At 71.6% G+C, this 10,999-nt stretch carries 10 protein-coding genes and 1 pseudogene; 4 read left to right on the top strand and 7 right to left on the bottom strand.

Annotated features, from left to right (window positions below):
* The 3 genes and pseudogenes from QM582_RS13610 to QM582_RS13600 form a co-directional block, all read right to left on the bottom strand.
* Positions 1–102 (bottom strand): annotated as a pseudogene (locus QM582_RS13610) (sugar transferase); the annotation flags it as partial.
* A gap of 48 nt (positions 103–150) precedes the next feature.
* Entirely contained in the window at positions 151–789 is a 639-nt protein-coding gene (dhaL, locus tag QM582_RS13605; protein ID WP_415085242.1) for a dihydroxyacetone kinase subunit DhaL, read from the bottom strand.
* Between the two features lie 12 nt (positions 790–801).
* The gene (locus QM582_RS13600; RefSeq protein ID WP_415085241.1) at positions 802–1,791 is read right to left on the bottom strand and encodes a dihydroxyacetone kinase subunit DhaK; all 990 of its coding nucleotides are present in this window, start codon (positions 1,789–1,791) and stop codon (positions 802–804) included.
* Positions 1,792–2,049: 258 nt separating this feature from the next.
* On the opposite strand from QM582_RS13600, the gene QM582_RS13595 reads away from it, so the two are divergent.
* Complete coding sequence (locus tag QM582_RS13595) at positions 2,050–3,258, top strand: amidohydrolase (protein ID WP_415085239.1); 1,209 nt, start codon at positions 2,050–2,052, stop codon at positions 3,256–3,258.
* Between the two features lie 50 nt (positions 3,259–3,308).
* The gene (locus QM582_RS13590) at positions 3,309–4,214 is read left to right on the top strand and encodes a cation diffusion facilitator family transporter (protein ID WP_415085237.1); all 906 of its coding nucleotides are present in this window, start codon (positions 3,309–3,311) and stop codon (positions 4,212–4,214) included.
* Between the two features lie 22 nt (positions 4,215–4,236).
* Here QM582_RS13590 and QM582_RS13585 read toward each other — a convergent pair whose 3' ends face one another.
* From QM582_RS13585 to QM582_RS13570, 4 genes are read right to left on the bottom strand one after another with little or no spacing between them, the layout of a single operon-like run.
* The gene (locus tag QM582_RS13585; RefSeq protein ID WP_415085236.1) at positions 4,237–5,247 is read right to left on the bottom strand and encodes an ABC transporter substrate-binding protein; all 1,011 of its coding nucleotides are present in this window, start codon (positions 5,245–5,247) and stop codon (positions 4,237–4,239) included.
* A gap of 10 nt (positions 5,248–5,257) precedes the next feature.
* The gene (locus tag QM582_RS13580) at positions 5,258–6,079 is read right to left on the bottom strand and encodes an ABC transporter ATP-binding protein (RefSeq protein WP_415085234.1); all 822 of its coding nucleotides are present in this window, start codon (positions 6,077–6,079) and stop codon (positions 5,258–5,260) included.
* A complete protein-coding gene (locus QM582_RS13575) occupies positions 6,076–7,134 on the bottom strand; it encodes a FecCD family ABC transporter permease (RefSeq protein WP_415085232.1) in 1,059 nt (352 codons plus the stop codon). The genes QM582_RS13580 and QM582_RS13575 overlap by 4 nt, the downstream gene beginning before the upstream one ends.
* Positions 7,131–8,147, bottom strand: coding sequence for a FecCD family ABC transporter permease (locus tag QM582_RS13570; RefSeq protein WP_415085230.1), 1,017 nt, complete (start codon positions 8,145–8,147; stop codon positions 7,131–7,133). Before QM582_RS13570 ends, QM582_RS13575 begins: the two co-directional genes overlap by 4 nt.
* A gap of 35 nt (positions 8,148–8,182) precedes the next feature.
* Here QM582_RS13570 and QM582_RS13565 point away from each other — a divergent pair, with 35 nt between their 5' ends.
* Together QM582_RS13565 and QM582_RS13560 are read left to right on the top strand one after the other, a co-directional pair.
* The gene (locus tag QM582_RS13565) at positions 8,183–8,983 is read left to right on the top strand and encodes a siderophore-interacting protein (protein ID WP_415085228.1); all 801 of its coding nucleotides are present in this window, start codon (positions 8,183–8,185) and stop codon (positions 8,981–8,983) included.
* 74 nt (positions 8,984–9,057) lie between these two features.
* Entirely contained in the window at positions 9,058–10,785 is a 1,728-nt protein-coding gene (locus tag QM582_RS13560) for a DEAD/DEAH box helicase (protein WP_415085227.1), read from the top strand.
* The last annotated feature ends 214 nt before the right edge of the window (positions 10,786–10,999 follow it).

The raw sequence follows: 10,999 nt of genomic DNA, 5'->3' as shown, positions 1-10,999 counted from the left end.
GATGGCGTGCGGGCGCGGGCCGACGATCGACATCTCGCCGGTGATGATGTTGAAAATCTGCGGCAGCTCGTCGAGGCTGGTCTTGCGGATGAACGCGCCGACCTACGGGTGAACCCGGCCGGCGGGGTCTCGACGACCTCGACCAGCGCGTCAGGAGCGTGCCCGGTCGCCCTCCAGGAGGCAGTTCAGCAGTTGCCAGGACGACTGCGAGCCCGGGTCGCGGTGCCCGATCGAACGATCCCCCAGCCGCATCGCCCGGCCCTTGCGGGCACGCAGCGGAATGGTCTCGTCGGAGCCCTGCCGCATCCGTTCCACGAAGGCGGCGAGCGCGGCCCGCGGATCGTCGGCGTCCGCGGCCTCCAGCACGTCCAGGCCGGGCAGCAGGCTGTCCAGCATGGTCTTGTCGCCCAACTCGGCCTTGCCGCGCTGCTGGATCGAGGTGACGCCGGCCCGCAGCATCCGGCGCAGCTCGTCGAAGGACACCTGCGCCTGCCCCGGCACCTCGGCGCCGGCCTTCATGAAGAAGCTGCCGTAGAGCGGCCCGGAGGCTCCGCCCACCTTGCGCAGCAGGGTCATCCCGACCAGCTTGAACAGGCCGGCGACGTCGGTGTCGTCGGGCAGCGCGTCCAGCTGCTTGACCACCGCGCGGAAACCGATGCTCAGGTTGATGCCGTGGTCGCCGTCGCCGATGGCGCCGTCCAGCCTGGTCCACTCGTCGCGGTTCTCCTCCGCCGTCGCCGCCATCCGGCGGAAGACGGCGACGAAGTAGTCCCGGTCGAAGTCAGCCATCGGTCGCCGCCCTCACTGCTTCAGGTAGGGGGCGTTGAAGGGCGCGTTCAGCCAGCCCTTGAGCTCGTCGTCCAACCGGACCAGGGTCAGCCCCATCCCGATCATGTCCATGCTGGTGGCGTAGTTGCCGACCATCGACTTGGCGATGGTCACCCCCTTCGCGCACAGCATGTCGTGGGCGTGCCGGTAGCAGATGTACTGGTCCATCAGCGGCAGGCCGCCGAGGCCGTTGATCATCAGCGCCACCTCCTCGCCGGCCTTCAGGTCCATGTCCGGCAGCACGATGCCGAGGATCTCGTCGACCACGGCGTCGGCGGGCTCCAGCTTCTTGCGTTCGATGCCGGGCTCGCCGTGGATGCCCATGCCGACCTCCATGTCGTCCTCGCCGATCTCGAAGATCGGCTTGCCGGTGACCGGCAGGGTCGACGAGGACAGCGCCACCCCCATCGAGTAGGTGTTGGCGTTCGCCTTCTCGGCCGCGGCCTTCACCGCGTCCAGGTCGGCGCCGGTGTTGGCCACCGCACAAGCCGCCATCAGCACGAACACGTCACCGGCCACCCCGCGGCGCTCGGCACGATCGGAGGCGGAGTAGACGTCGTCGGTGACCAGCACGGTCTCCACCCGGATGCCGTCCTCGGCGGCCAGTTCGGCACCCATGTCGAAGTTCAGCACGTCGCCCTGGTAGTTGCCGTAGATGTACAGGCAGCCCCGGCCCTGATCGACGGTGGTCACCGCGTCGTAGCAGGCCATCGGATCGGGCGAGGTGTTCACATTGCCAATCACGGCCGCGTCGGCCAGCCCCTCGCCCACATAGCCCAGGAAGAGCGGCTCGTGCCCGCTGCCGCCGCCGAAGACGATGCCCACCTTCGGCGTCTCGCTGAGCGATCGGCGGACCACCACCCGCTCGTTGTCGGCGAGCTGCACCACATCGGAGTGCGCTCGGACGTAGCCCTCCAGCAGCTCTTCGACGGCGTCATATCCATCGTTGAGTAGGCGTTTCATTGGTCGGCCACTCCCCCTCCGCGCACGTCGCGCACCGTTGCCGGCCGAGGGCGTACTGCAGGTGACGGACGCCGCATCGGACCGATGAACCTACGTAGCTGCACCGCCGAGGGCGGCTCCCACGCCGTCCCCACGCCGGGCGATGCACCGGTCCAGTATCGCACGGGGCTCGTGCCGAAAACCGGTGCGCTGCCCGATACTCGCCGGTCGAACGGCCCAACGCCGCTCGTCGGGGGCGGGTCTCGCTACCATCCGGCCATGGACGCCCTCACCATCGGCCGGGTTCGCCCCTGGGCCGCAGAGCCGGTCGACATCGTGATTCGCGACGGCCTGATCGCCGAGATCGGTCCCGCCGGCGAGGTGGCCGGCGACGGCGACCACCTGGACGGGGCCGGCCTGCTTGCGCTGCCGGGCTTCGTCAACGCCCACGCCCACGTCGACAAGAGCTGGTGGGGCAAGCCCTGGGTCTCCTACGGCGGTGAGCCCACCACCCAGGGCCGGATCGCGCACGAGCGCGCCGAACGTGACCGGTACGGCATTCCGGACGAGGACGCCACCGTGGCGGCGCTCGGCGAGTTCCTGCGCCACGGCACCACCGCCACCCGTAGTCACGTGGACGTCGACCTGGGCGTGGGGCTGCGCGGCCTGGACGTGGTGCGCGCTGCCGCCGCCCGGATGGGCGGTGCCGTCGACGTCCAGCTGGTGGCCTTCCCGCAGGACGGGGTGATCCGCCGCCCCGGCGTCCTCGACCTGCTGGACCGGGCCGCGGCCGAGGGCGTGCAGTTGATCGGCGGCATCGACCCGTGCACCATCGACTTCGACCCGGTGGCCCAGCTGGACGGCCTGTTCCGGATCGCCGAGCGGCACGGGGTGGGCATCGACATCCACCTGCACGACGGTGGCGCGCTGGGCGCCTGGCAGTACCGGCTGCTGATCGACCGCACCCGGGCCAGCGGTTTGCGGGGCCGGGTGAACGTGTCGCACGGGTTCGCCCTCGGCGACCTGGAGCCCGACGATGCGCGCCGGATGGTGGACGAGCTGGCCGAGGCCGGCATCTCCTGGACGACGGTGGCGCCGCCGCGCACCGCCCCGCTGCCCTGGCGGGCGATGCGGAACGCCGGCGTGCCGCTCGGGCTGGGCACCGACGGCATCCGCGATCTGTGGTCGCCGTTCGGCGACGGCGACCTGTTGCGGGTGGCGCAGGGTTTCGCCCGGCTGCACGGCCTGCGCCGGGACGAGGACCTCGGTCACGCGGTGGAGCTGGCCACCCGCTCGGCCGCCGGCTTCGTCGATCGGCCGGTGCACGATCTGGTGGTGGGCGCCCGCGCCGACCTGGTGCTGCTGGACGCCGAGAACGTGCCGGACGCCCTGGTCCGGGCGCCGCGCCGGGAGCTGGTGGTGGCCGGCGGGCGGATCGTGGCGCGGCACGGCGCTCTGGTCATCGACGGCGGAATATCGCAACGCTAGACGCACGCAAACCACGGCCGGGCTCTAGGCTGAGACCGGAGGGAAGCGCCATGACGGGTCACAATCATGCGCACGGTCACGGCCACGCCGGCACCGTGCATCGGTGGCGGCTGCGCGCCGCGCTGGCGTTGACCGGCTCGTTCTTCGTCGTCGAACTGGCCGCCGGGCTCTGGTCCGGCTCGCTCACCGTGCTGTCGGACGCCGGCCACATGGCCGCCGACACGGTGGGGCTGGTCGCCGCGCTCACCGCGTCCCACTGGGCGACCCGGCCGGACACCACCGGACGCCGCACCTACGGCCACTACCGGGCCGAGATCTTCGCCGCCGGGCTGAGCGTGCTGCTGATGGTGGCGGTCTGCGGCTACGTGCTGGTCAGCGCCGTGCAGCGGCTGGGCTCGCCGGTCGAGGTGCCCGCCGGGGTGATGCTGGTGGTCGGCGTGCTCGGCCTGGCGGTGAACCTGGTCGCGCTGCTGTTGCTCCGCGGCGGGTCCGAGGAGAACCTCAACGTCAAGGGCGCCTACCTGGAGGTGCTGGCCGACGCGCTCGGCTCGCTCGGCGTCCTGCTCGCCGGCTTGGCCACCTGGCTGACCGGCTGGCTGCTGTGGGATCCGATCCTGGCCGTGGCGCTGGCCGGGTTCGTCGGCGTCCGGGCGGCCCTGCTCGGACGCGAGGTGCTCGGCGTGCTGGGCCAGTCCGCCCCGGCCGGGATCGACCCGGCCCTGGCCAGGGACCGGTTGGCCGCGGTGCCCGGCGTCCTGGAGGTGCACGATCTGCACCTGTGGACGCTGACCTCCGGGATGAACGTCGCCACCGCACACCTGGTCACCGGCGACGCCGACCCGGCCGCGGTGCTGATCGACGCCAGCGCGGTGATGCGCGACGAGTTCGGCATCGATCACGCCACCCTGCAGGTCGAACCGGCCGGGTCGGGAGCCTGCCAGGGCACCGAGTGGTGAGCGCGGTGCCCCGGCCCGCTCGTCAGACCTTCTTGGACTCGCTCAACCAGGTGGACAGCTGGTCCATCAGCTTGGCCTGCGAGGAGTAGTCCATCGAGTTGTAGGTGTTGGGGAAGACCTGCCCGGCCTGCAGCGCCGGATGCTTGGCGAAGGTGGCCTGTTTCTTCAGATCGGGGACCTGGTAGCCCTCGCCGGAGAGCAGGATGACGTCGCCGGTCATCACCTTGCCGGCGTTCTCCCAGCTGTAGATGTCCCAGTAGTAGGGGCCGTCCGGCTTCAGCTCGGTGAGGTTCACGCCGAGGCTCTTGTAGAGCTGGGTCTGCGGCTCGTCCTCCGGCTTGACCAGGTAGATGCCGTCGGCGTCGGCGTACATCACGGTGACCTCGAGACCCGAGGCCTTGGCGGCGGCGGTGAGCTTGCCGGCCGCCGCGTCGAAGAGGGCCTTGTCGGCGTCCACCTTGGCCTGGTCGGCGCCCAGCGCGACGGCGAGTTTGGCGTTGCTCTGGATCACGTCCAGGCCCTTCCCGCCCACCCGCACCGCGGCGACCGGCGCGATGTCGACGATCTTCTTCTGCTGCTCCAGGTCCTTCAGGCCGTAGTAGGGGGCCTTGGCATCGATGGTGCCCTTGCGGTCGGTGGGATAGACCGCGGTGACGATCAGGTCCGGCTCGGCCTCGGCCAGCGCCTCCAGGTCGATCTCGCCGTAGGCGTTGCCGACCACGGTCAGCTTGCTGAGGTCGTAGCCGGCGAAGCGGGGGTCGCTCTTGACGTCCACCCGGCCGAAGACCGCGACCGGCTGCACGCCGTAGGACAGCAGCGACAGCACCTGGTCGGCGAATCCGGCGATCCGTTCGGGCTTGTGATCGAGGGTGATGGTGGCACCGGTGTCGTCGACGTAGCTCCAGCCGGCGCCCGCCGGGGTCCCGGTGGATTGCGCGGCCGTGGGTGCGGCCGCTCCGGAACTGCAGGCGGCCAGCGCGAACACCGTCAGCAGGGCACCCAGCAATGCGGTGAATTTGCGGGTCAGATTCATGTTAGGAAGGTTAGCCTAACCTAACCCCTGTCGTGGTGGGGTCCACCGCGGGTTCCAGCGGCACCACCAACGGCCGCCCGGACGCCGGATCGGGGATCACCAGGGCCTCCAGCCCGAACGCGGTGGCCAGCACCTCGGGGGTGATCACCTCCCACGGCGCCCCGTCGGCGAACACCCGGCCCTCGTGCAGCACGATCAGCCGGTCGGAGTAGCGCGCGGCCAGGGTCAGGTCGTGCAGCACCATCACGATGGTGCTGCCCCGCTCGGCGTTGATCCGGCGGACCAGTCGGAGCACCTCCAACTGATGGCTGAGGTCGAGGAAGGTGGTCGGCTCGTCCAGCAGGATCACCGGGGCGTCCTGCGCCAGCACCAGGGCGATCCAGGCCCGCTGCAGTTGTCCCCCGGACAACGAACCGACGTCCCGGTCGGCCAGTTCCGTCATTCCGGTGGACGCGATCGCCTCGCTCACCGTCGCGGCGTCCGCGGCGCTCCAGGGCCGCAGCAGGGTCTGGTGCGGATGGCGTCCGCGCATCACCAGATCGCGCACCGTGGTGGCCGCCGGGGTGAGCGGCTTCTGCGGCAGGATGGCCAGCCGGCGGGCCACCGCCCGGGCCGACAGCTCCCGGATCGGCCTGCCCTCCAGCCGGACCTGTCCGGCCGACGGCGCCAGCAGGCGTCCGAAGGCCTTCAACAGGGTGGACTTGCCGCAGCCGTTCGCGCCGATCAGCGTGGTGACGCTGCCGGGCTCGACCTGCACGGTCAGGTCGCGGAAGACCAGGTGGCCGTCGTAGCCGAGGGTCACCCGGTCGGCCAGCAGGGCGGGTGCGGTCATCGGCGCTCCTTGCGGTTGTGGCGCGTGATCAGCCAGATCAGATAGGGGGCGCCGACGATCGCGGTGACGATGCCGACCGGCACCTCGGTGCCGAAGGCGACCCGCGCGCCGACGTCCGCGATCAGCACCAGGGCCGCTCCGACCAGGGCGGACGCCAGCAGCGGCGGACGCGGGGCGCGGGTCAGCCGGCGGGCCAGCTGGGGCGCGACGAAGGCGACGAACTCGACCGGGCCGGCCGCGGAGACCGCCGCGCTGGTGAGCAGCACCGCGGCGGCGATCACCAGCAGCCGGTGCCGTTGCACGGCGACGCCCAGACCGGTGGAGAAGTCGTCGCCGAGCTGGCTGAGGTCCAGCGGGGCCGACTGGCCCAGGGCGAACGGCAGCACCACGATCAGCACCACGACCATCGGCCAGACGCTGGCCCAGGACACCCCGGACAGACTGCCCACCATCCATTGGGTGGCGGCGGTGGCCTGGGTGAGCTGGGCCCGGACCAGCAGGAAGTTGGTCAGCCCGCCCAGGATCGCCGTGACCCCGATGCCGATCAGGATCAGCCGGAAGCTGTCCACCCCCTGCCGCCAGGACAGCCCGTACACCACGGCAGCGGCCAGCAGCCCCCCGACGGTGGCGACCACCGGAATGCCCAGCCCGAGCAGCGAGGCACCCACCGAGTACCCGCCGCCGCCGATCACGATCGCCACCACGGCGCCGACCGCGGCGCCCGAGGTGACGCCGAGAATGTCCGGGGTGGCCAGCGGGTTGCGGGAGAAGGTCTGGGTCAGCGCGCCGGCCAGGCCCAGACACAACCCGACCGCGATGCCGGCTGCGGCCCGCGGCAGCCGGAGCTCGAAGACGATGAAGCCGAAGGTCCGGCTGCCGGCGCCGAGCAGCGTCGTCCAGACGTCGCCGACCCCCATCCGCGACGAGCCGGCGGCGATGCCGAAGGTGAACACGCCGAGCACCAGCGCCACGCAGCCCAGGGTGATCCAGAACACCCGCGGACGCCAGGGCAGCGCGACGATGCCCAGGTCGATGCCCTGCCGCCGGCCGCTCACAGCGCCGCCAGCTTGGTGCGGCGCACGATGGCGATGAAGGCGACGCCGCCCAGGGTGGCCAGCACCACCCCGACCGGCACCTCGGCCTGGCCGCCGCCGATCACCCGTCCGACGGTGTCGCAGACCAGCAGGGTGACGGCACCCACCAGCCCGGACGCCGGCAGCAGCCGGAAGTGGTCGCCGCCGACCAGTGCCCGGGCGGCGTGCGGCGCGGTCAGGCCGATGAAGCCGACCGGCCCGGCCAGCGCGACCGCCGCCGCGGTGGTGAGCGTGATCGCGCCCAGCCCGACCAGCCGGGCCCGCCACAGCGTCTCCCCCAGCCCCTGGGCGAGTTCGGTGCCCAGGGTCAGGCTGTTCAGCGATCGGGCGTTGGCGAAGGCCAGCAGCAGGCCGGCCAGCGCCAGGACCAGGGCGGGTGGCAGGGAGTCCAGGGCCCGCCCGCCCAGCGAGCCCACCACCCAGACCCGGTAGACCTCCAAGGAGCTCGCGTTGGTCAGCACCAGGAACGAGATCACCGCATTGAGCAGCGCCGTGACGGCGGTGCCGGCGATCGCCAGCGGGACCGGATTGGCCAGATCGCGGCTCAGGGTGGCGATGCCGAACACCAGCACGCTGGCCACCAGCGCCCCGCCCATCGCCATCATCGACGCCGTCATCGAGTTGAAGCCGAGCAGGTGGGCGCCCAGCACCACGGCCAGGCTGGCGCCGCTGGAGACCCCGAACAGGCCCGGATCGGCCAGCGGGTTCCCGGTCTGGCCCTGCATCAACGCGCCGGCCACGCCCAGGCAGGCACCGACCAGCAGCCCGAGCAGGGTGCGCGGAATCCGGGAGCCCCAGACCACCGCGTCGATGTCGGCTCCCGGGTCGAGCAGGGCCCGCAGCACCACGTCCGGCGCGACCTGGTTGCTGCCCAGGACGAGACTGCCCAGCAGGGCGAGGAGCAGGGCCGTGCTCAGCAGCACCCAGGAGTCCATTCGCGTCCGCCGGACGACAGCGAGCGCCGGAGAGGACATATGGTTAGCCTAACCTAACTCGGAGGGATGTCCCCATGTCCAGCTATCCGCGCCTGATGCCGGCAGAGCCCCGCATGTTCACCGCCCAGGTGGTGCGCACCGAGCGGATCTCGCCGTCGTTCCAGCGGGTGACCATCGCCTCGGCGGAGCTGGCCGAGTTCGACTGGCGCGGCCTCGATCACTGGTTCCGGCTGTTCTTCCCGCTGGCCCCGGACGCCGGTTTCCGGCTGCCCGCGGTGGAGGGACGGCTGTGGTGGAAGTCGTACCTGGCCATCCCGGACGAGCAGCGTCCGCACTGCAGCAACTACACCGTGGCCGGCTACCGGCGGCTCGGCGACCACGCCGAACTGGACATCGACGTCGTGCTGCACTGGCACGACGACCGGCTCACCGGGGTGGCCGCCTGGTCGGTGGCGGCGCGTCCCGGCGGCCCGGTGGCGATCCTCGACCAGGGCGTGCTGTTCGATCCGCCGCGGGACACCACCGGCTACCTGCTGGTCGCCGATGAGAGCGGCCTGCCGGCGATCCGCGGCATCCTGCGCGACCTGCCCCCGGACGCGGTGGGCACCGCGATCATCGAGGTCCCGGCCAGCGGGGACGTCACCGGCGTCCAGGCCCCGGACGGGGTCACCGTCCACTGGGTGCCCCGGGACGAGACCGGGGAGCTGGTCGGCGCCCGGGCGCTGCGGGCGCTGGAGGAGGTGGCGACTCCCGCCGCCTCGTCCTACGCCTTCGTGGTGGGCGAGTCGAGCCTGGCCACCCAGGGCCGGCGGACGCTGCACCAGGCCGGTCTGCCCAAGGAGCGGATCACCTTCTCCGGCTTCTGGAAGGCCTGAACCGGCGGACTCCCGTCATCCATCTCCCGGGCCCCGAGGCGGCGATTCGGCGTCCTACCCACTACGGTCGGGGGGTGTCTACCTCCGATTCGGCCCCGGCGACCACACCCGGCTTCGACGACCTGGGCCTGGACGACCGGCTGCTGCGCACCCTGCGGCAGCTCGGCTACGAAAGCCCGACCCCGATCCAGGCGGCCACCATCCCGCTGCTGCTGAACGGCCGCGACGTGGTGGGGCTGGCCCAGACCGGCACCGGCAAGACGGCCGCGTTCGCGCTGCCCGCGCTGCAATTGCTCGACCTCAAGCACGGCAAGGCGCCGCAGGTGCTGGTGCTGGCGCCGACCCGCGAGCTGGCCGTCCAGGTCTGTGAGGCGTTCCAGTCCTACGCGGCGGCGCTGCCCGGCGTCCACGTGCTGCCGGTGTACGGCGGGCAGGGCTACGGCGTCCAGCTCAGCGCGCTGGCCCGCGGCGTGCACGTCGTGGTCGGCACCCCGGGCCGGATCATGGACCACCTGGAGAAGGGCACCCTCGACCTGTCCCGGTTGAAGCTGCTGGTGCTCGACGAGGCCGACGAGATGCTCAGCATGGGCTTCGCCGAGGACGTCGAAACGATCCTCGGCGCCACCCCCGAGGACAAGCAGGTGGCGTTGTTCTCCGCCACCATGCCCCCGGCGATCCGGCGGCTGTCCGGCACCTACCTGCGCGACCCGGCCGAGGCGACCATCTCCGGCCGGACCGCCACCGCGACCAACGTCCGGCACCGTCACCTGATGGTCTCCTACCCGCAGAAGGTGGACGCCCTCACCCGGATCCTGGAGACCGAGAACTTCGAAGGGATGATCGTCTTCGTCCGGACCAAGAACGAGACCGAGACGCTGGCGGAGAAGCTGCAGGCGCGCGGGTTCTCGGCGGCCGCGATCAACGGCGACGTGGCCCAGCCGCAGCGGGAGCGGACCATCGGCCAGCTGAAGTCCGGAAAGCTGGACATCCTGGTGGCCACCGACGTCGCGGCCCGCGGCCTGGACGTCGACCGGATCAGCCACGTGGTGAACTTCGACATCCCCACCGACACCGAATCGTACGTGCACCGGATCGGCCGCACCGGGCGGGCCGGACGCAGCGGCGAGGCGATCTCGTTCGTCACCCCGCGGGAGCGGCATCTGCTGGCCAGCATCCAGCGGGCCACCGGGCAGACGCTGGAGCCGATGCAGGTGCCCACCGCCGACGACGTCAACGCCACCCGGCTGAGCCGCTTCGACGACGCCATCACCGCGGCGCTGGGCTCGGAGCGGCTGGAGTTGTTCCGGCAGGTGGTGGCGCACTACGTGAACGAGTACGACGTGCCCGAGCTGGACGTCGCCGCCGCGCTGGCGCTGCGGGCCCAGGGCGAGGAGCCGTTGCTGCTCGATCCCGATCCGGAGCCGCGTCCGGGCCGCGACCGGCCCTCGCGCGGCGAGTCGTTCGGTGGTGATGGCGGCCCGCGTCCGCGCCGGGACGGCCCCCCGCTGGCCACCTACCGGATCGCGGTCGGCAAGCGACATCGGATCACCCCGCGGCACATCGTCGGCGCCCTGGCCAACGAGGGCGGGCTGCGCCGCTCCGACTTCGGGCACATCGATCTCCGGACCGACTATTCCCTGGTCGAACTGCCCGCCTCGCTGCCGCAGGAGACCTGGGACGCGCTGCGCGCCACCCGGATCTCCGGCAAGCTGATCGACCTCACCCCGGCCCCGGCCCGCTCCCGGGACAAGGGCTTTCGCGACCGTCCGAAGAAGGGCAAGGGACGCCGCCGGTTCGACTAGATGAGTAAGTCCTGGGGCGGTGTGGCGTCTGGGGGTGTGGGTGAGGGTGTCGCAGAGTCGGTGTTGCGAACCAACCAAGCTCTGGAGGCTTTGATGGACACCGATCTGGACACCCTCGCTACGGCACTCTACGTGAGCGCTGATGATCTGTTGAAGGCGCATCCCGAGCAGGTACCGGCCCGGCCGGTGACCGGGTTCGTGGAGCGGATCAGCG

Source organism: Micropruina sp. (assembly GCF_047607385.1).
In the GTDB taxonomy this organism is placed as follows: Bacteria; Actinomycetota; Actinomycetes; order Propionibacteriales; family Propionibacteriaceae; genus Micropruina.
Note: the sequence above shows the minus strand (reverse complement) of the source record. Positions and strands in the feature narration are given on the sequence as shown.